General features: G+C 67.1%; 26 protein-coding genes. 11 read left to right on the forward strand and 15 right to left on the reverse strand.

The features are described from left to right. Window positions 1-129 precede the first annotated feature (129 nt). From HJG53_RS15350 to zapE, 3 genes are all read right to left on the reverse strand, one after another. Window positions 130-426, reverse strand: a complete 297-nt coding sequence (locus HJG53_RS15350; RefSeq protein WP_171132119.1) for a hypothetical protein — start codon at window positions 424-426, stop codon at window positions 130-132. 83 nt (window positions 427-509) lie between these two features. Continuing rightward, entirely contained in the window at window positions 510-1,910 is a 1,401-nt protein-coding gene (locus HJG53_RS15355; protein ID WP_217352882.1) for a M20/M25/M40 family metallo-hydrolase, read from the reverse strand. A 123-nt stretch (window positions 1,911-2,033) separates the two neighbouring features. After that, window positions 2,034-3,146, reverse strand: coding sequence for a cell division protein ZapE (gene zapE / locus HJG53_RS15360; protein WP_171132121.1), 1,113 nt, complete (start codon window positions 3,144-3,146; stop codon window positions 2,034-2,036). Between the two features lie 80 nt (window positions 3,147-3,226). On the opposite strand from zapE, the gene recF reads away from it, so the two are divergent. The 4 genes from recF (at window position 3,227) to HJG53_RS19205 (ending at window position 6,140) form a co-directional block, all read left to right on the forward strand. Continuing rightward, window positions 3,227-4,285 (forward strand): DNA replication/repair protein RecF, encoded by a 1,059-nt coding sequence (gene recF / locus HJG53_RS15365; RefSeq protein WP_171132123.1) that lies wholly within the window; start codon window positions 3,227-3,229, stop codon window positions 4,283-4,285. Window positions 4,286-4,359: 74 nt separating this feature from the next. Next, the gene (locus tag HJG53_RS15370) at window positions 4,360-4,998 is read left to right on the forward strand and encodes a hypothetical protein (RefSeq protein WP_171132125.1); all 639 of its coding nucleotides are present in this window, start codon (window positions 4,360-4,362) and stop codon (window positions 4,996-4,998) included. Between the two features lie 113 nt (window positions 4,999-5,111). Next, window positions 5,112-5,609, forward strand: coding sequence for a glycine zipper 2TM domain-containing protein (locus HJG53_RS15375; protein WP_171132127.1), 498 nt, complete (start codon window positions 5,112-5,114; stop codon window positions 5,607-5,609). A 369-nt stretch (window positions 5,610-5,978) separates the two neighbouring features. Next, a complete protein-coding gene (locus HJG53_RS19205; RefSeq protein WP_368039593.1) occupies window positions 5,979-6,140 on the forward strand; it encodes an EF-hand domain-containing protein in 162 nt (53 codons plus the stop codon). A gap of 43 nt (window positions 6,141-6,183) precedes the next feature. Here HJG53_RS19205 and HJG53_RS15385 read toward each other — a convergent pair whose 3' ends face one another. The 6 genes from HJG53_RS15385 to HJG53_RS15410 all read right to left on the reverse strand — a co-directional run bounded on the left by HJG53_RS15385 (window position 6,184) and on the right by HJG53_RS15410 (window position 9,610). Beyond that, entirely contained in the window at window positions 6,184-6,978 is a 795-nt protein-coding gene (locus HJG53_RS15385; RefSeq protein WP_171132129.1) for a triacylglycerol lipase, read from the reverse strand. Between the two features lie 63 nt (window positions 6,979-7,041). Beyond that, on the reverse strand, window positions 7,042-7,590 hold the full coding sequence (locus HJG53_RS15390) for an N-acetyltransferase family protein (RefSeq protein ID WP_368039594.1): 549 nt from the start codon (window positions 7,588-7,590) through the stop codon (window positions 7,042-7,044). Next, window positions 7,587-8,660, reverse strand: coding sequence for an alpha/beta fold hydrolase (locus HJG53_RS15395; RefSeq protein ID WP_171132131.1), 1,074 nt, complete (start codon window positions 8,658-8,660; stop codon window positions 7,587-7,589). Before HJG53_RS15395 ends, HJG53_RS15390 begins: the two co-directional genes overlap by 4 nt. After that, window positions 8,660-9,016 (reverse strand): hypothetical protein, encoded by a 357-nt coding sequence (locus tag HJG53_RS15400; RefSeq protein WP_171132133.1) that lies wholly within the window; start codon window positions 9,014-9,016, stop codon window positions 8,660-8,662. The genes HJG53_RS15395 and HJG53_RS15400 overlap by 1 nt, the downstream gene beginning before the upstream one ends. Window positions 9,017-9,047: 31 nt before the next feature. Then, the gene (locus tag HJG53_RS15405; RefSeq protein ID WP_171132135.1) at window positions 9,048-9,341 is read right to left on the reverse strand and encodes a type II toxin-antitoxin system RelE/ParE family toxin; all 294 of its coding nucleotides are present in this window, start codon (window positions 9,339-9,341) and stop codon (window positions 9,048-9,050) included. Further along, complete coding sequence (locus HJG53_RS15410; protein ID WP_171132137.1) at window positions 9,338-9,610, reverse strand: type II toxin-antitoxin system ParD family antitoxin; 273 nt, start codon at window positions 9,608-9,610, stop codon at window positions 9,338-9,340. Before HJG53_RS15410 ends, HJG53_RS15405 begins: the two co-directional genes overlap by 4 nt. Window positions 9,611-9,701: 91 nt before the next feature. Between HJG53_RS15410 and HJG53_RS15415 the strand changes: the two genes are divergently transcribed. From HJG53_RS15415 to HJG53_RS15435, 5 genes are all read left to right on the forward strand, one after another. Then, entirely contained in the window at window positions 9,702-10,472 is a 771-nt protein-coding gene (locus HJG53_RS15415; RefSeq protein WP_254447823.1) for an ImuA family protein, read from the forward strand. Next, window positions 10,387-12,273, forward strand: coding sequence for a DNA polymerase Y family protein (locus tag HJG53_RS15420; protein ID WP_171132139.1), 1,887 nt, complete (start codon window positions 10,387-10,389; stop codon window positions 12,271-12,273). The genes HJG53_RS15415 and HJG53_RS15420 overlap by 86 nt, the downstream gene beginning before the upstream one ends. 106 nt (window positions 12,274-12,379) lie before the next feature. Then, the gene (locus HJG53_RS15425; RefSeq protein ID WP_171132141.1) at window positions 12,380-12,718 is read left to right on the forward strand and encodes a P-II family nitrogen regulator; all 339 of its coding nucleotides are present in this window, start codon (window positions 12,380-12,382) and stop codon (window positions 12,716-12,718) included. A 136-nt stretch (window positions 12,719-12,854) separates the two neighbouring features. Further along, a complete protein-coding gene (glnA, locus tag HJG53_RS15430; protein ID WP_171132143.1) occupies window positions 12,855-14,267 on the forward strand; it encodes a type I glutamate--ammonia ligase in 1,413 nt (470 codons plus the stop codon). 190 nt (window positions 14,268-14,457) lie between these two features. Then, entirely contained in the window at window positions 14,458-14,634 is a 177-nt protein-coding gene (locus HJG53_RS15435; RefSeq protein WP_217352883.1) for a hypothetical protein, read from the forward strand. On the opposite strand, the gene HJG53_RS15440 is transcribed toward HJG53_RS15435, so the two are convergent. The 3 genes from HJG53_RS15440 to HJG53_RS15450 all read right to left on the reverse strand — a co-directional run bounded on the left by HJG53_RS15440 (window position 14,631) and on the right by HJG53_RS15450 (window position 17,214). Continuing rightward, window positions 14,631-15,392, reverse strand: a complete 762-nt coding sequence (locus tag HJG53_RS15440) for an alpha/beta fold hydrolase (protein WP_217352884.1) — start codon at window positions 15,390-15,392, stop codon at window positions 14,631-14,633. The genes HJG53_RS15435 and HJG53_RS15440 overlap by 4 nt on opposite strands. Beyond that, window positions 15,389-16,501, reverse strand: coding sequence for a DNA polymerase III subunit beta (dnaN, locus tag HJG53_RS15445; RefSeq protein ID WP_171132147.1), 1,113 nt, complete (start codon window positions 16,499-16,501; stop codon window positions 15,389-15,391). Before dnaN ends, HJG53_RS15440 begins: the two co-directional genes overlap by 4 nt. Window positions 16,502-16,635: 134 nt before the next feature. Beyond that, window positions 16,636-17,214: an outer membrane protein gene (locus HJG53_RS15450; RefSeq protein ID WP_171132149.1), complete on the reverse strand. Its 579-nt coding sequence runs from the start codon at window positions 17,212-17,214 to the stop codon at window positions 16,636-16,638. 266 nt (window positions 17,215-17,480) lie between these two features. Between HJG53_RS15450 and HJG53_RS15455 the strand changes: the two genes are divergently transcribed. Continuing rightward, the gene (locus HJG53_RS15455) at window positions 17,481-18,497 is read left to right on the forward strand and encodes a Ppx/GppA phosphatase family protein (RefSeq protein WP_171132300.1); all 1,017 of its coding nucleotides are present in this window, start codon (window positions 17,481-17,483) and stop codon (window positions 18,495-18,497) included. Then, window positions 18,494-19,162, forward strand: coding sequence for an RlmE family RNA methyltransferase (locus HJG53_RS15460; RefSeq protein ID WP_171132151.1), 669 nt, complete (start codon window positions 18,494-18,496; stop codon window positions 19,160-19,162). Before HJG53_RS15455 ends, HJG53_RS15460 begins: the two co-directional genes overlap by 4 nt. A 12-nt stretch (window positions 19,163-19,174) precedes the next feature. Here the strand turns inward: HJG53_RS15460 and HJG53_RS15465 are convergent, their stop codons facing one another. From HJG53_RS15465 to HJG53_RS15475, 3 genes are all read right to left on the reverse strand, one after another. Next, window positions 19,175-19,873 (reverse strand): DsbA family protein, encoded by a 699-nt coding sequence (locus tag HJG53_RS15465; protein WP_254447824.1) that lies wholly within the window; start codon window positions 19,871-19,873, stop codon window positions 19,175-19,177. Then, the gene (locus tag HJG53_RS15470; protein ID WP_171132153.1) at window positions 19,870-21,231 is read right to left on the reverse strand and encodes a M48 family metalloprotease; all 1,362 of its coding nucleotides are present in this window, start codon (window positions 21,229-21,231) and stop codon (window positions 19,870-19,872) included. Before HJG53_RS15470 ends, HJG53_RS15465 begins: the two co-directional genes overlap by 4 nt. Window positions 21,232-21,304: 73 nt before the next feature. After that, the gene (locus tag HJG53_RS15475) at window positions 21,305-23,896 is read right to left on the reverse strand and encodes a ribonuclease E/G (protein ID WP_171132155.1); all 2,592 of its coding nucleotides are present in this window, start codon (window positions 23,894-23,896) and stop codon (window positions 21,305-21,307) included. Window positions 23,897-23,908: the final 12 nt, after the last annotated feature.

The following is a 23,908-nucleotide window of genomic DNA, read 5'->3' on the forward strand; positions in this document are numbered from 1 at the left end:
GCCCTCCCTGTGGGGGGGGTCTTTCTAGCAATGCGCCACTCATGATCGTCATCCCCGCGCAGGCGGGGGCCCAGCCTTCTTCACTTCTCTTCTGGGTTCCCGCTTCCGCGGGAATGACGAAGAGAGGAACTACGCCGCCCGGCGCTGGGTGGCGTTGAGCCAGGCGCGGGCCTGGCGCTGCGCTTCGGCGATCTCGCGCGCGGTCATGTCTTCGGCGACTTCCGCGCGGCACTCGGCGGCGCGGGACGAGCCCGACAGGGCCGACAGGTTGAACCATTTATGCGCTTCGATCAGGTCGACGTCCAAACCCCCGGCACCTGACGAATAAGCGATGCCCAGATCGAAACAGGCGTCCGCATCGCCGCGCGCCGCTTCGGCCAGGCGGGACTCGATCAGGAATGCGGCACTCTTGTAGCTGCTGCCCATGTCAGCAATTCCCCTTCTGCTGCATGCACCAGATTGGGACGAGTGTTTTTAAGAATGGTTAACGCCGGCGGCGCCGAATCCGGTCACCCCGCAAGCGAGCGGATCATTCGCACCCAGTGGTCGACATCGTCGTCCAGCGCCTTGACCGGCAGCCGCTCGTCGCGGCCATGGGCCCGCTCGTCGTCGGGGGAGACGATCCAGCTGCCATCGACGCCGTAGACGGGAATGCCGACGGCGCGGAACTCCTTGCCGTCCGTCGCGCCAGTCGACATTTGCGGGATCACCTGCGCGTTCGGGAACATCGCCCTCACGGAGCGGGTATAGGCGCCGACCACATCGGGCCGCAGCGGTGAGACCGGCGTCGGCACATTGGGGGTGCCGAAGGCGGTGACCTCGACATCCGGGCCGACCACCTGCTTCAGCTCCGCCTCGATCGCCTTGGGCTCGACGCCGGGCAGGATGCGGCAATTGACGCGCGCCTGCGCAAGCTGAGGCAGCGCATTGTCGGCATGGCCGCCCGACAGCATCGTCGCGACGCACCGCGTGCGCGTGGTGCCGACTTCCAGTTCGTTCGCCTCGATCGTATCGGCGGCCGCGCCGTCGTTCGGATTGGCGATCCAGCGCCGCATCGCGTCGCCGAGTGGGCCGCTTTCCTGTTTCGCGCGCTCGACGAAATAGGCGCGCGTGGTCTCGTTCAGCGCGGGAGTGAAGCGATAGGCTTCGAGCTTCTTGAGCGCGGTGGCGAGCTCGTAGATCGCATTGTCCGGGCGCGGGCGGGAGCTGTGGCCGCCGCGGTTGCGGACGGTCAGGTCATAGCTCTGATAGGTTTTCTCGGCCGTCTGCAGGCCGAAGCCGAGCGCCCGGCCTTCCTTCGTGAAGGCGCCACCGCCGCCGTCGGAGTTGAGGCCGAACTCGGCGTCGGTCCAGCCCTGCTTGCGCCAGTCGGTCGCGCCCAGCCGGGCGCCGTTCATCTCGGTTTCCTCGTCGCCGGTGAAGAAGACGATCAGGTCGCGATTGGGCTTGAACCCTTCGGCCTTGAGCTTCAGCAGCGCGGCAGTGACCGCGACATTCCCGGATTTGATGTCGGTGGTGCCGCGGCCATAATAATAGCCGTCCTTCTCGATCAGCTTGAACGGATCGAGCGTCCAGTCGGTGGGCTTTGCCTCCACCACGTCCATATGGGACATCAGCAGGATGGGCTTGGCCTTGGCCTTGCCCGCCGCCGGCCAGCGCACGATCAGCGCGGCAGTGCCGTCCCCCTTCTGCCCTTCATGGGGCACCACGCGTACATCGCTGAAGCCGGCTGCCTTATACTCGCCGGCGAGATACTCGGCATAGGCCGGCACTTGGTTGCGGCCGGCGACGGTGGGATAGGCGATCGCCTTGTCGAGCAATGCGCGCGCCTTGGCATGCCATTGATTGTCGGCGGGCGTCGCGACGGCGGAGGTGGAGAGGAACAGGCCAGCCAGGATCAGTGCGCGCATCAGCATCCCCGATTTCGTCATTCCCGCGGACGCGGGAACCCAGATCTTCTTTCTTGCCGGGATCGGCCTGCCCAACAAGCAGAAAGCTGGGTTCCCGCTTTCGCGGGAATGACGAGCGTGAAGTCAGGCGAACCCATGCCCCTCGGCGAGGTAATCGTCCGAGCGCATTTCCATCAGGCGGCTCACGGTGCGCTCGAACTCGAAGCGACCGTCGCCGGTCTCGTAGAGTTCCGCGGGCTCGGCATCGGCGGCGGCCAGCAGCTTGACCTTCTGCTCGTAAAGCGCGTCGATCAGGGTCACGAACCGCGCCGCCTCGTTGCGGTTCTCCGGGCCGAGCCGTGGGATGCCGACGATGATGACGGTGTGAAAGCGGCGGGCAATGGCCAGGTAATCCGCCGCGCCGCGTGCCTCGCCGCAGAGCCGCTTGAACGAGAAGACGGCGACACCCTTCAGGCTTTTCGGGACGTGCAGCGTCCGCCCGCCTGGGACCGGAATGTCCTCGCTCGGCACATGGGCGCGATCCTCGGGCGGGTAATCGGTCAGGCGGAAGAATGCGTCGGACAGAGCCTTGGTCGCCTCGGGGCCGTTCGGCACATGCCAGGTCTTGAGGCCCGACAGGCGCTGCATCCGGTAATCGGTCGGGCCGTTCAGCGGCAGCACGTCGAGCCGATCCTGGATCAGGTCGATGAAGGGCAGGAAATGCTCCCGGTTCAGCCCGTCCTTGTAGAGGTCGCGAGGCGGGCGGTTGGAGGTGGCGACCACCACCGTGCCGGCGTTGATCAGCTGGGTGAACAGCCGCGACAGGATCATCGCGTCGGGCGAGTTGTTGACGACCATCTCGTCAAAGGCGATCAGCCGCGCCTCCCCTTTCAGCGCTTCGACCACGGCGGGGATGGGATCGCCCGCTTCCTTCTGCCGCTCGATGCGCAGGCGGTCGTGCACCTCCAGCATGAACTCGTGGAAATGGACCCGGCGCTTCCGCTCGATCCGGACCTCGGAGAAGAACAGGTCCATCAGCATCGACTTGCCGCGCCCGACGCCGCCCCAGAGGTAAACGCCGCGCGGCTGCGGCGCCGGCTTCGCCGTCAGCCGCCACAATATGCTGCCGCGTTTCGGCACGGCCTCCAGTTCGCCGGCCAGGCGGTCGAGCAGGGCGGCGGCGTCGGCCTGGGCCGGGTCGGTGCGCAGCTCGCCGGCGCGGACCAGCGCCTGATATCGATCGATGACATGTCCCACCGGGCGGCCGATAGAGGCGCAGACCGCTCGTGAAAAGAACTGCGGTGGTTCTGGAGGTCGAGCGACGCTAGGGCAAAGTGGTGATCTCCCGTCTCTCGCTGACCGACTTTCGTTCCTATGCCGATGCCGTGGTGGAGCCTGGGCCGGGTCTCGTCATCCTGACGGGTGAAAATGGGGCGGGGAAGACGAACCTTCTTGAAGCAGTGTCGATGCTTGCGCCGGGGCGGGGGCTGCGCGGGGCGCCGCTGTCGGACATGGCCCGGCAGGACGGCGCCGGCGGGTTCACCGTTGCCGCGCGGCTGGACGATGGTGTGGACATTGGCTGCGGCACATTGCCCTCCGCTGCCGAACGTCGGGTCGTGCGGATCAACGGCGTCGCGGCGGCCGCCAATGCGCTGGCGGAACGGATCGCGGTGCTGTGGCTCACGCCCGCGATGGATCGGCTGTTCACTGACAGTGCGGGCGCGCGGCGGCGCTTCCTCGACCGGCTGGTGCTGGCGCTGGAGCCCACTCATGCGCATCATGCCGCACGCTACGAAGCGGCGATGCGGGCGCGGACGCGGCTGCTGACCGGCGATGCGGCGGCCGACCCTTCCTGGCTGAGCGCGCTCGAGGCGCAGATGCAGGAGCATGGCGCCGCCCTGGCACAAGCGCGGACACGTACCGTGCAGGCATTGCGCGCGCGGATCGAGGCCGCACCCGAAAGCCTGTTCGCACGCGCCGGCATATCGCTCGAAGGTACGGACGCCGGTCCTTGGCCGTTCGCCGCGAACCGCTCACGGGATGGGGCGGCTGGCCGCGCGACCGAAGGGCCCCACCGTCAGGACCTCATCGTCATGCACCTGGCAAAAGGGCAGGCGGCGGCGCTGTGTTCGACGGGCGAGCAGAAGGCGTTGCTAATCGGCCTCATCCTCGCCCATGCCGAATTGGTCGCCGAGCGCGCCGGCCAGCCGCCAGTGCTGCTGCTGGATGAAGTGGCGGCACATCTCGATCCCGGCCGTCGCGCCGCTTTGATCGACCGGCTGGTCGTTCAAGGCGGGCAGGTGTGGATGACGGGAACGGAGCCGGAGCTGTTCGCTGCCGCACCCAGTCACGCCACCCGCTATGTGGTTGCCCAAGGCCAGGTCGTCAGCGATTAACCCTTGTTGTTTTCGGTTCATGAAACCGTTTGCGCGGCCCTCCGTTGAAGCGCAGGTCAAGAGGAGGAACAGTTATGCGTAAGTTGCTCACCGCGTTCGCCTTGACGGCGACTGTCGCGACCGGCTTCTCGGCGCCTGCCGCCGCCCAATATCGCGGCACCTATGGTTCGAGCCAAGTTGGCACCAACACCAGTGGTTACTACGCGAATGGCTATTATCGGGACCGCTATGGCGTGATGCGCGATCGTTATGGCAACCGCGTCAGTGAATCGGCCGCTGCCAACTACAATGTCGACGCCAGCGGCTTCTATGTCGACAATCGCGGCACGCTGCGCGACCGTCGGGGCCGGCTCGTGACCGCCGCCCGCGCCGAGCGCAACGGCTGGTTCCGCGACCGCAGCGGCTATTGGGTGCGCGGCGACGCCGCCTATGCCCAGAACGGCTATTATCGCGACCGTTACGGCGTGCTGCGCGATCGCAACGGCAACCGCGTGACCGAGCAGACGGCTTACAACGACGGCCGCACCTGGGTCGGCGACGATGGCCGCACCTATTGCCGTCGCAGCGACGGCACCGTGGGCACGATCGTCGGCGGCGTCGCCGGCGCGCTGATCGGCAAGGCGATCGGCGGCACGGCGGGCGCGCTGATCGGCGGCGCCGGCGGCGCGCTGGGCGGCCGCGAGATCCAGCGCAGTCAGAGCGACTGCCGCTAACGGCTTCAGCGATGAGGCAAGGAGAGGCGGGGCCTACGGGCCTCGCCTTTTCGTTGCCTGCGGTTCAGCAGCGTTGCGCTAAGTTGCTGCGATCAGGTTCAGATGGAGGGGTTATGCGTGTTGTTCTTCTCGCGTCCGCACTGAGCGCGGGGCTGTTCGTTCAGGCGACGGCCACGGCGCAGACGCCGCCGCCACGCTATGACGATCGTTACGACGATCGCCGTTACGACGACCGCTATGACGACCGTTCGGTTGCCGATATCGATGCGGCCCAGCGTCGCTTCGATGCGGCGCAGGCGCGGTTCGACCGCGAGCGGGACATCTATGAGCGCGAACGCCGCGCCTATGAGGACGCCCGCGCCCGTTACGAAGCGGATCGTGAGCGGCTTGCCTATCGCGGCGAGACCTGGCGCGGCTCGGACGGACGCACCTATTGCCGCCGCCGTGACGGCACGGTCGGCACCATCGTCGGCGGTGTCGCGGGGGCCTTGTTGGGCCGTGCGATCGACGGCGGGCGGCGCAGCGCCGTCGGCACGATCCTGGGCGGCGGTGCGGGCGCGCTCGCTGGCCGCGCGGTCGAGCAGGGCAGCACCCCGGCGGAGTGCCGCTGACCGACGTCAGCCCACGGCCCGCCGCGCCTTTCGGAACGGCGCGGCGGGCCATGCGCTCCTTCAGGGCGCCCCAGCGGCGCACGATAGAAGGAGCTTTCCCATGCTACGCTCGATTCTGGTGATCGGTCTTATTGCGGCGGCGCTGCCTGCGGCCGCCCAGACGGTCTCCGACACGGCCGGCATGACGCCGCCGCCCAGCACCGATCCTGCCATTGTGGTCGAGAACAGCCCGGAGCGGGCTGCGCTTGCCGACAAGGCTGTGCCGACCACCATCGCGACCAAGGGCGAGATCAAGCTCGCCGTGGATCCGAATGGTGGAAGTTCGACAAGGACCGCTCAGGCGGTCTCGACCAAGCCGAGTTCGGCCAGATGCTTTACAAGTTCCAGAGGGTCGCGCTGGAAGGACCGCGCACCACTGAAGAAGCCGGCCGCGCCGCCGCGGCAGCCTTTGTGACTGCCGACACCGACAAGGACGGCAAGGTCAATCGCGACGAATTCGTGGGCCTGCTGCAATCGCCCGCGGCCAAATAGGCGAGTGTCGAAAGGCCGGAGGGTCGCCCCTCCGGCCTTGTCTTCAGTGCACGTGACCCGACGAGGGGTAAATCAGCGCCCGCAGCCCCTTGCGCTCAAAGGGAGCCCATTCCCCTTCCGCCTGAGCCAGACGATCGGCGACGGCGTAGAGGACCGACGCATTGACGCCCAGGCCGCAATGGCTGCCATAGACTTCGATATTGTCGGTCGTGGAGTCTTCCGGCTCGCAGCAATTCTGCCAGGCGACGATGCCGTCCGCCTTGGTGTAGATCGCTGTTGAAGGCACCGGCGGGGTCTGCCGGCTTTCCCGCAGCTGCGCCTGGGTGTGTTCGTCGGCCATGCGCTGGCCGGTCAGCGACTCATAGGCCCGCATGACATTCGTCGCACGCGGATTGCCGGTGAAGGGCGAGCCGAGCGAGATGACCTGGCGGACCTTGTCCGGCCGCCGCCGTGCCACCTGCCGCGCCATGACGCCGCCCAGCGACCAGCCGATGATCGAGACCTTGCGGCCCGTCTCCGCATAGATGGCGTCGAGCCGGTCGATCAGCTTCTCACCTTCGCGCCCGATCGCCTTCGGCCCGAGATTACGGCCCAGCTCCCACGCATAGGGCTGGTAGCCGAGCAGCTCGAGATAGCGGCGCAGCAGACCGGTCGACGCATCGGTGGTGATGAAACCCGGCAGCACCAGCACCGGATGACCGTCGCCGCGCGGCGCGCTCATCAGCAATGGGCCGAACCAGGGCAGCGAACCGAGTTCCGCCAAAGCGCGCGGCAGCTCCGAAAGCGCCAGCAGCTTGGACGGCGGCGCAATCCGCTCGCTCGCATGAAGTGAAGTCAAAACAAACGCCTTTCCGTTTACGTAAGCCGTCCAAACGCTTGTTAACGCTTTTGTGTCCGACGCTTACGCCCCTCCCAAACCGAACGCTTCATGCCTGGCCGCGATCTGCGCGACATCCAGGCTGAGGATCGCGAGATCATGCAATTGGCCCTGCCGGTCCATCACATGATCCTTGAGCAACGCTTCCCCCCGAAAGCCGCTCTCCTCGAACAGCTGGATGGCGCCGCGCTGATCCGGCGTCATCTGTGCCACCAATTTCTTCAATTCACGTTGCTGAGCCGCAACGAACATCTCGTCAAGCAATCGTCGCCCGACCCCCTGGCCGCGGAGTTCGGGCGAAACGAGCTGGCGCACTTCGCCGACATGCGTCGACCAGCCGAGCGGATCGCGGACCAGCGCGCAGGTGGCGACGATCGCATCGCCGTCTTCCGCCACGAAACTGTCGATGAAGCCGTCCTCGACCGCCTCGGACCAGGCTTCGATCACCTTGCGGTGCTTCAGGTCGCGGCTGAGGAACAGCAGGTCGTGTTCGGGCAGTGCACGCGAAAAGCGGAGCATCGCGTCCATGTCGTCGCTGCGAAAGCGGCGGATGGTGACGGGCAGGTCGGTCACAGAGAACGCTCCTGAAGCCATTGGTCGAGCCGGGGCCAGAGCCGCTTGATGGCATTGCCCCCGGCAACCAAACTCACATGCCCGCCTTTCAGCACCACTTCTTCCTTGTCGGTGGAACCGACCATGTCGATCAGCGGCGCCGACGCAGCCTTGGGCACGATATGGTCATGTTCGGCCACGACGTGGAGGAATGGCGCCGTGATGCGGCCGAGGTCGATCGGCCTCCCGCCGACGTCCATCGTGCCTTCGTTCAGCCGATTGTCCCACATCAGCTTCTTGGTGGTTTCCCGGAAATATTCACCGGCGAGCGGCAGCATGTCGGTCGCCCAGCGATCGAACATGCGGTAGCTCTTCACGAACTCGTCATTCCACAAATTGTCGAGCAGGCGGATGTTGCCGGCGATCTGTGCGGCCGGGCGCAGCATGCTGAACGAGGTGTAAAGCATGTCGGCCGGGCAGCAGCCGAAGGTGTCGACCAGCCGATCGACGTCGAAGAAGCGCTGGTCCGACCAGGCCTGGAACATCTCCATCGCCTTGAAGTCGATGGGCGTCGTGAAGGTCACGAGGTTCTTCATCGGCCCGTCGGGATGGAGCGCCGCCCAGAGCACCGACAGCACGCCGCCGAAGCAATAGCCGACCAATGTCAGGTCCGGCTCTCCCGTCTCCTCGGCCACGCGCGCGATAGCGGAAGGAATGAAGTCGAGGACATAGTCATCGAGCCCGAGACTACGCTCATCGGGCCGGGGTGGCGACCAGTCGAGCATGAACACGTCATAGCCGCGCTTCAGCAGGAACTCGACCAGGCTCTGCCCCGGCACCATGTCGAAGATATAGCCGCGGTTGGTCGTCGCCATCACCAGCAGCAGCGGCACGCGGTACACTTCGTCGGACTGCGCGCGGTAATGGTAGAGGTTCATGGTGCCGCGCTGGATCAGCACATCCTTGGGGCTGGCGCCGAGCACGGGTGCTGGCGAGGCGAGATAGCCGAGGCCCTTGATATTGCGCTGGAGCGCCCGCTCGAAGGTCAGCCGCGCCTGTTCGACCAGATCGGGCTGGACGGTCTCGGCCATCAGTCCTTTTTCGACGGCTTTTTGGTGCGCGGCGGCTTGGGCCGGTCCGGCCGCGGCGCGTCCTGCCCGGCCAGCTTGATCAGCAGCGTCTCGATGCGGGAAAGCCGTTCCTCGACGGCGCCGATCCGCTCGCCCAGCATCACCATCTCCTCGCGGCTGGGCATGTTGGCGGCGGCGAGCGCGCGGCTCATCGCGTCCTTCGCGACTTCCTGCGCCTTGAGGCTGGCGGAGGTCGCGCCCTGCATGGTGCGGGCGAACTCGCCGGACTTCATCAGCTCGGTCCCGAACTGATTGGCGACCCCCTCCCACTGCCCGAGCAACTCGCGGAAAAATGCACCCGGATCGGCCTTGCTCATCACCGGATCATCGGAGGGAGTGGCGGCGGCGTCAATAGAATGTGAGCGATGACTCGTCTCGTGACTGATGGACGATTCGCATGATTTCAACTGCCTCGGGCGATACGCGATAGTAGATGCGGTAACGCTTGACCGAGATCGACCGGAGTCCGGGAAGGATGCCAAACTTCGGTGTGCCGCTTTCGGGATAGTCGCGCAGCCTGTTGGTGGCGCCGATGAGCAGCGTAGCGAGGTCGTCTGCTGCCGCTGGATTGTCTACGAATATGTCTGCCCAGATCTGGTCAAGGTCGCGAACCGCAGTCGGCAAACGCCGGATGCGCTTCAAATGCGTCCCTCGCGCCGGAGCCGGTCCATGCCGCGGCGTCGAATATCTTCAAGGTCAAAAGGACCTTCGAGCGGAGGTCCGCTGTCCAGTCCCTCCTGGATAAGAGCGTGGATGCGGGCGTGCTCAGCCTCTCGCCGCCGGCGCCAGAGCTTCATCGCATCATCAATGACGTCGTCCCGATTGGAGTAATCGCCGGTTTGAATGGCTTGGTCCATGTCCGTGATCAGCTCCTGGCTGAGCGTCACATCCAGTTTGCGCAACTCGCCCATCTGCGGCTCCTTTCCAGCAAGATATTGTGCGGGGTGACAGGCGGCAAGCTTGATTGACTCGAGTCCCGATACGGGAACAGAAGTAGAACAAATGAGTCGAGTCGCCAGCATGCGCCAGTCGATGCGCCTTGAACAGCTGCGTGCCGAAGTGCGCGCCATCGCCGCAGGGGGGAAGGACCCAGCGGCGGCGCTGCCGTTCGGGCTGGAGGCGCTGGACGGGCGGATCGCGGGCGGCGGGCTTGCCGATGCGGGGCTGCACGAAGCGGCAGGAGCCTCGTGCGGCTATAGCGACGATGCGGCGGCGACCCTGTTCCTGGCCGGCATTGCCGGGCGTCGCGCGGGGGAGCGGGGGACGGTGCTGTGGGTGGTCTCGCGCCGCGACCTGTTCGCCCCCGGGCTGGCGCTGGCCGGACTTCCTCCCGAGCGGCTGCTGATCGCTGAGGCCGGCCGCGACGAGGATGTGCTGGCGGTGATGGAAGAAGGGCTGCGGCATGGCGCGCTTGCGGCCGTGGTGGGGGAGGTCGGGCGGGCTGGCCTGACCGAGACGCGGCGGCTGCAGCTGGCGGCGGAGGAGGGTGGTACCATGGCGCTGATGCTGAGGCGCTGGCGCAAGGCCGACCCTCTGGCCGAACCCTCGACCGCGATCACGCGCTGGCGGATCGGCCCGGCGCCGTCGGTTCCGCTGCCGACCGCCGGCGTTGGCCCGCCCTGCTGGACCATCGAACTCGCCCGCCAGCGCGGCGGACCCGGATTTTCCCTCATCACGGAGGCTTGCGATGCGCAGGGTCGCCTCGCTCTACCTGCCCTTTCTCCCCACCGACCGGATCAGGCGGATGGAGGAGAATGGCGGCGCGCGGCCTAGCCCCTCTCCTCCACCGCCGCCATTGCCTCTGGCTCCGCCGCCAGGCGAGCAGGAGCAAGGCGGCATCTATCTCGGCACCGAATGTTCCTGCCCGCGCGACGGGCATTGGCGGCCGGGCGCGCGCTGGGCTGAGAACTCCAAGGAGCGGCGGCTCCGCACCGAAGCAGAGATTGCCCGGCTGCCGCTCCACCAGCGTCCGGCCATGCGCGAGCTTGGGCGGCGCAGCGAAGCGGCGGACATGCCGTTCAAGGGGATGAAGCCGGATGAGGGCGGTGCGTTCCCCGGCGAAGGCCGGGGTCCAGCTGCTCAGGCTTCCCGCACAAGGGGCTCGGCCTTCGCCGGGGAACAGGCGGGCGCCGGAGAGGGGCTGGTCGTCACCGTTGCCCGTTCCGGCTCTAAGATCACCTTGGCGGCCGTGTGCCGCAATGCGCTGGCGTTGGGGCTCACCCCCGGTATGGCGCTGACCCAAGCGCGGGCGATGGTGCCGGGGCTGGAGGTGCGCGACGCCGATCCGTCTGGCGACCTGGCGCTGCTGAAGCGGATCGCGACCTTTGCCGCGCGGCGGCTGACGCCGCTGGTGGCCGTGTCGGGCAGCGACGGCCTGTGGCTCGACCTGACCGGCGTCGCGCATCTGCACGGCGGCGAGCGGCAGCTGTGCGTCGATCTGCTGCGCTATTGTTCGAAGCTCGGGCTCGGCGCGCGCATTGCGGTGGCCGGCAATGGCGCGGCGGCACACGCGCTGGCGCGGCACGGGGCGGAGCGGCTGCTGCTCTGCCCGGAAGGCGGTGAACAGGCGGCGCTCGCACAGCTGCCGCTCACTGCCTTGCGGCTGGAACAGGCGGTGGTCGATGCGCTGCGCCGGCTGGGGCTGGAGCGGATCGGCGACCTGGCCGCCATGCCCCGGGCGCCGCTCGCCCGTCGGTTCGGCAAGGAGACATTGCTGAAGCTCGACCGGGCGCTCGGCCGGGCGGCCGAGCCGTTCGACCCGGTCGTGCCGCGCGATGCGCCCCGGGCCGAGCTGCGCTTCGCCGAACCGATCGGCGGTGCGGAGACCATCGCCGCTGCCATCGAGACCCTGCTCGACCAGCTGATCGAGCGCTTGCGCGAAGCGGGGCTCGGCGCCCGCACGCTGCTGCTGCTGTGCGATCGGGTCGACCGGCAGCAGCAGCGGATCGAGGCCGGAGCGGCGCGGGCGACGCGCGACAAGGCGCATTGGCTGCGGCTGCTCGGGCGGCACATCGAAAGCATCGATCCGGGCTTCGGCATCGATGCGATGCGGCTGGTCGCGGTGCAAACCGAGCCGCTCGGCGGGGCCCCCTTGCCGAGCGACCTGGCCGCGCCGGAACCCACGCCCGACCTGTCGCAGTTGGTCGACCTGATCGCCAGCCGGATCGGGACGCAGCATCTTTACCGGCTGAGCGCGGTCGAAAGCGACGTGCCGGAACGCAGCGTGCGCAAGGTCGCGCCGCTCGACACGCCAGAGTCCTGGCCCGCTGCCTGGCCGCGCCCGCCGCGGCTGCTGCCCCGGCCGGAGCCGATCGCCAACGTCATGGCCGAAATGCCCGACGCGCCGCCCAAGCGTTTCACCTGGCGGGGCAAGACGCATCGGCTGGTCAGGGGTGACGGGCCCGAGCGCATCACCGGCGAATGGTGGAAGCACGGCCGCGAACGCGACGCGGTGCGCGACTATTTTCGCGTCGAGGACGAGAGCGGAGCCCGTTTCTGGCTGTTCCGCAAGGGCGACGGCGTCGACCCGCGCACCGGCGATCTCAGCTGGTGGATCCAGGGCGGCTGCGGTTGAACGGCGGCCAGTTGCTGCAACAATATGACAGATCGGATAATCCGCGCTTGCGACTCGTAACAATGCGCGCCAAAGATTGTGCAGCGCACAATGAGCGGGGGCTCGGGTGAAGAAGATCGAAGCCATCATCAAGCCGTTCAAGCTGGACGAGGTGAAGGAGGCGCTGCACGAAGTCGGCGTGTCCGGCATCACCGTCACCGAAGCCAAGGGCTTCGGCCGGCAGAAGGGGCACACCGAACTTTATCGCGGTGCGGAATATGTCGTCGACTTCCTGCCCAAGGTGAAGCTGGAAGTCGTGGTCGATGACGGCCTTGCCGACCGGGTCGTCGAAGCGATCGCCACCGCCGCCCGGACCGGCCGCATCGGCGACGGCAAGATCTTCGTGCTGCCGGTCGAAACCGTGCTCCGCATCCGCACTGGCGAACGCGACGCGGATGCGCTGTAATCGCGCCCGCCCAGTTCTTCGTCATTCCCGCGCAGGCGGGAACCCAAAGCTTTTCGTCTTGCCAGCGCCGCTGGGCCCCGCTTTCGCGGGACTGACGAGAGAGTGATCTAGCCTTCTACTCCGGGGAGACCTTACGATGGCCGCCACTGCTTCCGACGTGCTTAAGCGTATCAAGGACGAAGAGATCGAATGGGTCGATCTCCGCTTCACCGATCCCAAGGGCAAGTGGCAGCATCTGTCGATGGTCGCTTCGACGATCGACGAGGACCAGCTGACCGACGGTCTGATGTTCGACGGCTCGTCGATCGCCGGCTGGAAGGCGATCAACGAAAGCGACATGATCCTGAAGCCGGACCTGGACGCGGCCTATGTCGATCCGTTCAGCGCCACGCCGATGCTGATCCTGTTCTGCGACATCGTCGAGCCTTCGACCGGCGAGCTCTACAGCCGCGACCCGCGCTCGACCGCGAAGCGCGCCGAGGCGTATCTCAAGAACACCGGCCTCGGCGACACCGTCTATGTGGGCCCCGAAGCCGAATTCTTCATGTTCGACGATGTGCGGTTCGAGAACAGCTATTCGACCAGCTATTACAAGCTCGACGACATCGAGTTGCCGGGGAATTCCGGTCGTGAGTATGAAGGCGGCAACCTCGCCCATCGGCCCCGCGCCAAGGGTGGTTATTTCCCGGTGGCGCCGGTCGATTCCGCTGTCGATATCCGCGGCGAGATGGTGTCGACCATGCTCGAAATGGGCCTGCCCTGCGACAAGCACCACCATGAAGTCGCCGCCGCCCAGCACGAGCTTGGCCTCACCTTCGGCACGCTGGTCGAGACCGCGGACCGCATGCAGATCTACAAGTACGTCGTGCACCAGGTCGCCCACGCCTATGGCAAGACCGCGACCTTCATGCCGAAGCCGATCAAGGAAGATAATGGCTCGGGCATGCACACCCATATGTCGATCTGGCAGAGCGGCAAGCCGCTCTTCGCCGGCAACGGCTATGCGGGCCTCAGCGAGATGTGCCTCTATTTCATCGGCGGCGTGATCAAGCACGCCAAGGCCCTGAACGCCTTCACCAATCCGACCACCAACAGCTACAAGCGGCTGGTGCCGGGCTATGAAGCGCCGGTGCTGCTGGCTTACTCGAGCCGCAATCGCTCCGCCTCGTGCCGCATTCCCTATGGCGCGGGCTCGAAAGCCAAGCGCGTCGAGTTCCGCTTCCCCGACGCGCTCGCCAATCCGTATCTCGCCTACGCGGCGCTGCTGATGGCGGGCTTGGACGGCATCCAGAACCGCATCCATCCCGGCGATCCGATGGACAAGAATCTCTACGATCTGCCGCCGGCGGAACTCGCCGATGTGCCGACCGTCTGCGGTTCGCTGCGGGAAGCGCTCGACAGCCTGGAAGCCGATATGGACTTCCTGCTGAAGGGCGACGTGTTCGGCCGCGAGCAGATCGAAGCCTATATCGAACTGAAGCGCGAGGAAGTCGCCCGCTGGGAAATGACGCCGAGCCCGGTCGAGTTCGACATGTACTACAGCAGCTGAGGCTGGCGTGCCGCCAGCCGCTGCGGGCAAGCGAAGCGCTCGCCCGCACAGCTGCTGTCGGCCGGCCTCGCCAGCGCGAGGACCGACGGCGCGGCTTTGCCGCGTCGGTTCTCTTTGAGGCCCTGTGCGCACGCGCACAGCACTTGCTCCCGAATCAGCCTAATCAGCGCTCCACACCAGAAGGAGACGCATGATGACCATTCGGAAGAACCTGCTCGCACTTTCAGCCGCCGCTGCACTGGCCCTGCCGGGCGCCGCCCATGCGCAAAGTTCGTTCCAAGATTATGCCATCGCAAACCCCATTGCGGCTCTGATGGGCTTGCTCCTGCCCGCTGTGCAGAAAGTACGCGAGGCGGCGAACCGCTAGCGCCGATCCCACCTGAACTCGGTCAGTTTCACGCGCGCCGTGCGTTGCAGCCCGGCTGGGTTGTCGATGAAGCGGGTCAGGGTCCGCACGATCGTGTCCAGCGGCGCTTGCGCGAGCGGGTGCGCGGTGCCGGGGAAGAGTGCGGGGATGGCGCCCGGCACCAGGCCGGCAAGTTCCCGCACCTCGGCCGCCGGCACCAGCGGGTCTTCCAGCGCGCCGAGTGCCAGCACCGGCTTGGTGATCCCGGCAAGCTCTTCGCGGGTCAGCGGGGGCCGTTCGGCGAACTCGGCGAACATGTCGCGAACCTTGACGATCAGCGCCTGCCAGTCCTGCGGTGCGTGCATGCGCTCCAGGGCAGCCGCTCGTTCGGGGTTCGAGCGGAGTAGCCGCTCGGCGCTGGTGAGGTGCGTCGCATGGGCGATCGCGCGCGCGTCGTAGATGAACTTGGCGGTGAGGGTGGCGACGCTCAGCACGCGCTCCGGGTGGCGGGCGGCGAGCCACAGAGCCAGCAGGCCGCCGACGCTGAAGCCGAAGAAATGCGCCGCGGCGATGCCGCGGGCGTCCAGCTGCGCAATCAGGTCGGCGCCGATTGCCTCGACGGTAAATCGCTCCGGAATTGGCCGGCCACCATGGCCGAGCCAGTCCAGCGCAATCACCGGCCGCTCGGTGCCGAGGCGATCGAGCAGCGGCTGCATGTCCCGCGCCGAACCGTTGGCGCCGTGCAGGACGACAAGCGGAGCCGGTGCGGCCCCGGTCACACCCGCATCGGCATCAGCACGTAGAGCGCGGGCGCGCTGTCGTTCTCGCGGATCAGGGTTGGCGCGGCGGCATCGGCCAGGTGCACCTCGACCAGGTCGCCGTCAATCTGGTGGAGAATGTCCATCAGATAGCGGGCGTTGAAGCCGATCTCGAACGGCTGGGCGGCATAGTCGCCCGGCACTTCTTCCGAGGCGGTGCCGTTCTCGGGGCTGGTGACGGACAGCGTGATCTTGTCCCGATCCAGCGCCATCTTGACCGCTCGGGTCTTCTCGCTGGCGATCGTCGCGACGCGGTCCACGCCTTCCATGAAGCTCTTCGGGTCGAGCTTCAGCAGCCGGTCGTTGGCGGTCGGGATGACGCGCGAATAATCCGGGAAGGTGCCGTCGATCAGCTTGGACGTCAGGATTGCGCTGCCGAGATCGAACCGGACCTTGGTGTTCGACAGCGACACGGCGACGGTGCCGTCCACTTCCTCGAGCAGCTTGCGCAGCTCGCCGACGCATTTGCGCGGCACGATCACGTCCGGCATGCCCTCGGCGCCTTCCGGCCGCGGCACGGTGACGCGGGCCAGGCGATGCCCGTCGGTCGCGGCCGCCTTCAGCACCGGCTGAGCCTCATCCGAGACGTGAAAGAAGATGCCGTTCAGATAATATCGCGTTTCCTCGGTCGAGATGGCGAAGCGCGTCTTGTCGATGATCTGGCGAAGCGTCGCCGCCGGCAGCTCGAACCGGGTCGGCAGCTCGCCCTCGGCGATCACGGGGAAATCATCGCGGGGCAGCGTCTGCAGGTTGAAGCGGGCGCGGCCGGCGTTGATTGCCATCTTGCCCTCGGCGGCCGAGAGCTGGACCTGGCTTCCTTCCGGCAGCTTGCGGACGATGTCGAACAGGGTGTGGGCGGACACGGTGGTGGCGCCGGGCTGGTCGACCGCGGCCTCGACGCTCTCGACGATCTGCAGGTCGAGATCGGTCGCCATCAGCCGGATGCCGCCATCCGCCGATGCTTCCAGCAGCACGTTCGACAGGATCGGGATGGTGTTGCGCCGTTCGACCACCGATTGCACGTGCGCCAGGCTTCGCAGCAGCGTGGCCCGTTCGATCGTCGCCTTCATGGGTCCCCCCGGGCGCACACGCCCTGATAATGCATGTTGATGGAGCGAAGAGCGCCCCGGTTCACCGGATTTACTGAACAAAAAAAGGGGTCGGAGCAAGCGCTCCGACCCCGGTTTTCCACAAGCGTCGCCGCTTAGAAGCGGAAGCCCAGCCCGCCCAGCACCTGGTGGCGCGAAATGCCGGCTTCGTAGTTGGAGTAGCGATACTCCGCCTTGGCATAGAGGTTGGTGCCGAGCTTCTGCTCGACGCCCGCGCCGACGCGAATGCCGTCGAGATCGTCGGACGTGCGGAAGTTGTTCGCCGGCGTGGTCGGGTCGGTGTAGTTCACGCCAACCTTGGCATTGGTGTAGCCCGCCTTGGCGTAGAGCAGGGTGCTCGGCGCCACCGCGAAGCCAAGCCGGCCGCCGACATACAGGTCGCGCTTGCCGTTGGCGCAGATGCGGTCGTTGGCAGTCAGGAAAGCGGTTTCGCAGCCCTTGGTGTCGGAATCGAGATACTCGCCCTCGATGCCGGCGACCGCGCTGCCGAGCTGGAAGTCGTAACCGGCCGCGCCGCCATAGGCCACGCCGTCGCGACCGCCGCCATTGCCCTTGAGCTTGTCATAGCCGACCAGGCCTTCGACGCGGAAGCCGGTGAAGGGGGCCGCCTCCTGCGCCAGGGCCGGCCCGGCGAGCGTGGTCGCGGCGAGGGCTGCGAACAGGAACTTCTTCATTTTGTACACTCCAGTTACTCTTGGTCTGGTTCCATCCGCCGCGGTGTGAAGGGGATGCGGCGGACGGCTTCCAGTGGGGCCCGAACGCTGAACCTGCGGCAACGCAACATGAACGCAGCACAACAAGACAGGCTGTTGCAGTTCAGCCACAGTCGGTTGCCTCGACGCGGTCTCGTCTGTAGAAGCGGACCCAAGTACCGGCGGTATCGGCCGACCGGAGAAGAAACAGAGTGACGGCAGCCATGGCGGATCTCGCGCCCCTGCCGATGCAGCCCGACAGTCGGGCGCGCACGGCACCCTATGCTCCGGCGAGCCAAGCGCCGCGCCGCACCTATGGCGCGCTCGATCTCGGCACCAACAATTGCCGGCTGCTGATCGCCCGGCCCGCGCCGCAGGGCTTTATCATTGTCGACGCCTTTTCCCGCATCGTGCGGCTCGGTGAGGGGCTGGCGACCACGGGCAGGCTGAGCGACGCGGCGATGGACAGGGCGGTCTCGGCGCTCCGCATCTGCGGCGACAAATTGCGGCGCCGTCATGTCCATATCTGCCGCTCGGTCGCCACCGAAGCCTGCCGCCGCGCCTCGAACGGTGCCGCGTTCGTCGAGCGGGTGCGGCGCGAAACGGGCATCGCCATCGACATCATCCCCGCTGAGGAAGAGGCCCGCCTCGCCGTCATGGGCTGCCATGTGCTGCTCGAGGAAGGCGACGGTCCGGCCCTGATCTTCGACATTGGCGGCGGTTCGACCGAGCTGGTGCTGGTCGACACGAGCGGGCCGCTGCCCAAGACGCTCGACTGGTACAGCGCGCCCTGGGGCGTGGTGTCGCTGACCGAAATCGAACCCGGCGACGCGAGCACCTCCGAGGGGCGGCTGGACATCTACACCCGCATGCGCGGCCGGGTGAACGACAGCTTCAGCGCGTTCGCCGCCCGCCTGCCGCGCGCGGCGCGCGAGCATATGCGGCTGCTCGGCACCAGCGGGACGGTGACGACGCTCGCCAGCGTCCATCTCGGCCTGCCGAGCTATGACCGGAGCGCGGTCGATGGCCTGATCGTGCCGGCGGACTCGATGCGCGGCGTCAGCCAGATGCTGTCGCGGATGAGCCATGCGGAGCGAGTCGAATTGCCGTGCATCGGCCATGAACGCGCCGATCTCGTTGTCGCGGGTTGTGCGATCCTGGAATCGATCCTCGACATCTTCCCCGCCGAGCGGCTCGGCGTCGCCGATCGTGGTATCCGCGAAGGAATATTGCGCACGTTGATGGCGCGGGACGGCTTTGCATGAGGGGCGGGGGCGTCGGCCGCCAGCGGGTCAAGACCGCGCGCAACCGCACGGCCGCGTCCACGCGCTGGCTCGAGCGGCAGCTGAACGACCCTTATGTTAAGAAGGCGAAGGCCGAGGGCTATCGCTCGCGTGCTGCCTACAAGCTGATCGAGCTGGACGAGCGGTTCGGCCTGCTGAAGGGCGCGAAGCGGATCGTCGATCTGGGCGTCGCGCCGGGCGGTTGGGCGCAGGTCGCCAAGCGCCGCCACAAGGATGCGGTGGTGGTCGGCATCGACCTGCTGCCGACCGACCCGATCGAAGGCGTCACCCTGTTCCAGATGGACTTTACCGACGACGCCGCGCCCGAGCTGTTGCGCGAGGCGCTCGGCGGAGCGGCCGATCTGGTCATGTCGGACATGGCGGCGAACACCGTCGGCCACGCGCAGACGGACCATCTGCGCACCATGGCGCTGGTCGAAAGCGGGGCATGGTTCGCGATCGAGACGCTCAGGCCCGGCGGCAGCTTCGTCGCCAAGGTGCTCGCTGGGGGCGCCGACAATGAGCTGGTCGCCCTGCTGAAGAAGCACTTCACCACCGTCAAACACGCCAAGCCGCCGGCCTCGCGCAAGGAGTCGAGCGAATGGTATGTGATCGCGCAGGGCTTCAAGGGTGAACGCCCCGCCTGAGGGGCGCTACGCTCAGCTTCTGTTCGCCCGCGCCTTTGCGACGGCTTCCTTGAGGGCGTCGTAGCCGATCGCGCCGCTCATCGCTTCGTCGCCGATCACCCAGCTTGGGGTGCCGGTGAAGCCCAGGTTGCGTGCGAGTTCGATGTTGCGGTGGAGTTCGCGATCCTTGTCGGGTGTCCGCATCGCCGTCTCGGCGCGCGCGGCGTCGAGGCCGGCGCTCTGCACGACCTTGGCGACGCTCGCCGGGCTGGGCGGGCTCGCCGCGTACATCGCCATGTGGAAGGCGGGGTAGCGGCCCTGCTCGGCGGCGGCGAGGCTGGCGCGCGCGGCGACTTCGCTGCCGGGGCTGAGGATCGGCAACTCGCGGAACACGATCCGCACCTTCGGATCCTCGCGGACCAGCCGCTGCAGGTCGCCCAGGCTGGCGCGGCAATAGCCGCACGCGTAATCGAAGAACTGCACGACGGTGACGTCGGCATCTTTGGCGCCGATAAAGCCTTGCGCGAATGGCGTTTCGAGATCGCGGCGCAGCGGGGCGATCTGCGCCGCCGCCTGCTTCAGCCGCAGCTTCTCCATCGCTTCCTGCAGCACTTCGGGATGGTCGAGCAGATAGGCGCGCGTGTCCTGGCGCTGGTCGAGCGCCTTCACGGCGAGCGCGGTGCCGGCGGAGGACAGCAAGGCAACGGCAACGATCGGCAGCCAGCGCGTCATTCTTCCGGCCTGTCCTTCTTCTTCTTTTTGATCTCCGGCTCCGACACCATGAAGATGTCCTGCGCGCGGACCCAGTCGGCGGAGCCGCGCGGAATGCCGGCCATGGCCATGCGCGCATTGGCGAAGGCGAGCTTCGGATTGCCTTCGAGATTGTAGCGCTCCGCCGTCGCCAGTGCCGCCCGCGCGGTGTCGCCCTTGCGGTCGTACACGACGCCGAGCTGATACCAGGCGAAGGGGTTCTGATTGTCCATGGCGATTGCCGACTTCAGCACCTTTTCCGCCTCGGCGAAGTTGGCGCTGTCCTCGGTCGCGATCAGGGCGTGGCCGAACATGGAGGTGATCAGCGGGTTGTAGCGGGTCAGCTGCACGGCCTCGCGCAGCGGCGGCAGCGCCTCCTTGGGCTTGCCGGACTCGAGCAGTACCTGGCCCTTCAACTCGAGGAAATAGGGATCGTGCGGGGCGGTGCGGAGCAAGGCGTCGACCTCTTCCGTCGCCTTGTCGGGATAGGCGCCCCGGTGCCACGCATAGGCACGGGCATAGCGGGCCGGCACGCTCAGATCGGTCTCGGGATATTGCTGCATCACGACGGGCGGGTCGAGCACATAGCCCTTGAGCTTCGCCTTCACGCGCTGGAACCGTGCTTCGAGCGCGGGGTCCGTCTTCGCGCTCCAGGATGGGGCGGTCTGCAGCGAGTCGACCAGCGTCGTCACGCGCTCGCGGCTGAGCGGGTGGGTGCGGTCATAGGCATCCTTTGAGTTGTAGCCGTAGCGATATTCCTGGTTCTGCAGCTTCTTGAAGAACGCGACTAGGCCCTGGCCGCTGATCCCCGCCTTGTTGAGGAACGAGACACCAGCGGCGTCGGCGCTCGATTCCTGGACGCGGCTGAAGGCGAGGAATTTGCCGAGCGCTGCCTGCTGGCCCATGGTCAGCAGGCCGGCGCCGGCATCGCCCGCGCCCGCCGCCATGGCCGCTGCACCGAGGATCAGCGACAACAGCATGATGCCGGTCGCCGACTTCATGCCCTCTGCCATGCGGACTATGTGGCCGCCGGTGATGTGGCCGAGTTCGTGGGCGATCACGCCCTGGACCATATTGGCATTGTCAGCCTGGGTGATCAGGCCGGAATGGATGTAGACGATCTGCCCGCCGGCCACGAACGCGTTGATCGAATTGTCCGCGATCATGACGATCTGGACATTCTTGGGCTGCAGCCCCGCCGCCTCGATCAGCGGCCGCGACATATCGGCGAGCAGCGCCTCCGTCTCCGCGTCGCGCAGGATCGACTGGGCGGCGACGGGCCGCGTCAGCACGGCAAAGGAGATCAGCAGCGCGAGAAGCGTGCGGAGCAGGTGGCGCATCGCAACCATCTTCACCGCACGCGACTGAACCTCAGGTGAAAACGCCCTCTCCCGGCGAGGGAGAGGGGTTTCGTCACAGCCGACCCGCGATCGTCCGCTGCCACCAGCCCTTGCGGGGCGCCGCGGCAGGCTGATCATTGGCGGGCTGCGTCACGGCGTCCGCCTCCGCGGGAGCGGGCGCATCCGGAGCCGGTTCGGCGACGGCCTGAGCGGCCTCGGCCGCGGCAACGGGCGCCGGCTCCGCAGGAGCTACCTCGGCCTTCTTCCGCCGAGTCCGCTTCGGCTTCGCTTCCGTCTCCGCTCCGGCGTCGGGCGCGGCCGCCTCGGCCGGCGCCTCCGCGTCGGCCTTCTTGCGGCGCGTCCGCTTCGGCTTGGCCTCTTCCGCCGGAGCTTCCCCGAGCGGGGCCTCGGCAGGCGTCTCGGCGGTGTCCGCTTTCTTGCGCGTGCGCCGGCGCTTCGGAGCTTCCTCGGCCGCAGGTTCGGGCATGGGCTCGGGCTCCACAGCCGCGGCCTCCACGGCGGGTGCCTCTTCGGCGTCCGAGCTCATCGCCGCTTCCGCTGCAACCTGCTCGTCACCGCCGCGCCGGCGGCGACCGCCGCGACGACCCCGGCGACCGCGCCGACGCCGGCCTTCGCCGTCTTCGCGCTGCTCAGCCGTCTCGGCAGCTTCGACCGTGTCCGGCTGATCCGCTGTATCGTCGCTGTCGAGCGCATCGCTCTCCGGCTCCTGCGCCTCCGCCTGCGGGGCAGCGTCATGCTCGCCACCGCGCTTGCCGCCGCGCCGGCGCCGGCGCCGACGGCGTCCGCCTTCGCCACGCTCCTCGCGGTCGTCGCGAGCCGCACGCGGTTCGCGCTCCTCGCGCGCCTCTTCTTCTTCCTCCTCTTCGTCGATCTCGTCGAGAACGGCGTCGTCCTCGTCGAACTCGATCTGCGGCGGCTCGAAGCGCGGCGCGTGCACCGGCGGCGGACCGCTGGCTTCGACCGCCATCCGAGCGCCCTCGATCTCGCCCGACGACATCACTTCGATGCGCACGCCATAGCGTTCTTCGATCTCGGCCAGTTCGGCGCGCTTGTGGTTGAGCAGGTAGAAGGCCGCTTCCTGGCTGGCGCGGAGCAGCAGCTGCGAGCCGCGACCACGCGCCGCTTCATCCTCCAGCAGGCGCAGCGCCGACAGGCCGGCCGAGGAGGCGGTGCGGACGAAGCCCGAGCCTTCGCAATGCGGGCAGGGGCGGGTGGAGGCTTCGAGCACGCCGGTGCGCAGGCGCTGGCGGCTCATCTCCATCAAGCCGAAGCTCGAGATGCGACCGACCTGGATGCGCGCGCGGTCGTTCGCCAGCGCCGACTTCATAGCCTTTTCGACCTTACGGACGTTGGAGCCATTCTCCATGTCGATGAAGTCGATGACCACGAGCCCCGCCATGTCGCGCAGCCGCAGCTGGCGCGCGATCTCGTTGGCGGCTTCCAGATTGGTGGCGACCGCCGTCGCCTCGATGCCATGTTCGCGGGTGGATCGGCCCGAGTTGATGTCGATCGACACCAAGGCCTCGGTCGGGTTGATGACCAGATAGCCGCCCGATTTCAGCTGCACGACCGGCTGGTACATCTGGCTCAGCTGATCCTCGACGCCGAAACGCTGGAACAGCGGCACCGGGTCGGCATAGCCCTGGATGCGGCGCACATGGCTCGGCATCAAGAGCTTCATGAAGTTGCGCGCGGCGCGATAGCCGTCGTCGCCTTCCACGATCACTTCGTCGATCTCGCGATTATAGATATCGCGGATCGCGCGCTTGATCAGGTCGCTGTCGCCATAGACGAGCGACGGAGCGGACGCCTTCAGCGTATTCTCGCGGATCGTGTCCCACAGCCGGGCGAGATAGTCGAAGTCGCGCTTGATCTCGGTCTTGGTGCGCTGCAGCCCGGCGGTGCGGACGATACAGCCCATGGTGCGCGGCAGCTTCAGCTCCGCCATGATCGACTTCAGCCGCTTGCGATCGGCGGCGTTCGAGATCTTGCGCGAAATGCCGCCGCCCTGCGCCGTGTTCGGCATCAGCACGCAATAGCGCCCGGCGAGCGACAGATAGGTGGTCAGCGCCGCGCCCTTGTTGCCACGCTCTTCCTTGACGACCTGGACCAGCAGCACCTGCCGCCTACGGATCACGTCCTGGATCTTGTAGCGGCGGCGCAGGTTCATGCGCCGCTCGCGCAGGGACTCGACTGCCTCGTCGTGCGAGCCGTTGCCGTTGGCATTTACCCGTTCGGCGCGCGGCTGCTCGTCATCCTCGCCATGCTCGTCATCATGGGCCTGTTCGTCGCCGGCGCTCTCGTCCGCGTCATCTTCCTCGTCCTGGCGGGCGCGAAGGGCTTCCTCTTCGGCGGCATGCTCGGCTTCCTCGCGGAGCAGGGCTTCGCGATCCTCTTTCGGGATCTGGTAATAGTCGGGATGGATTTCGCTGAAGGCCAGGAAGCCATGGCGATTGCCGCCATAATCGACGAACGCCGCCTGCAGCGACGGCTCGACCCTGGTTACCTTGGCGAGATAGATATTCCCCTTGAGCTGCTTCCGCTCGGCGGATTCGAAGTCGAACTCCTCGATCCGGTTACCCTTGACGACCGCCACGCGGGTTTCTTCCCGGTGGCGCGCGTCGATCAGCATGCGCGTTGTCATTATATGTTCTCC

This window comes from Sphingomonas sp. ID1715, from assembly GCF_013044515.1.
Lineage (GTDB): Bacteria > Pseudomonadota > Alphaproteobacteria > Sphingomonadales > Sphingomonadaceae > Sphingomonas_B.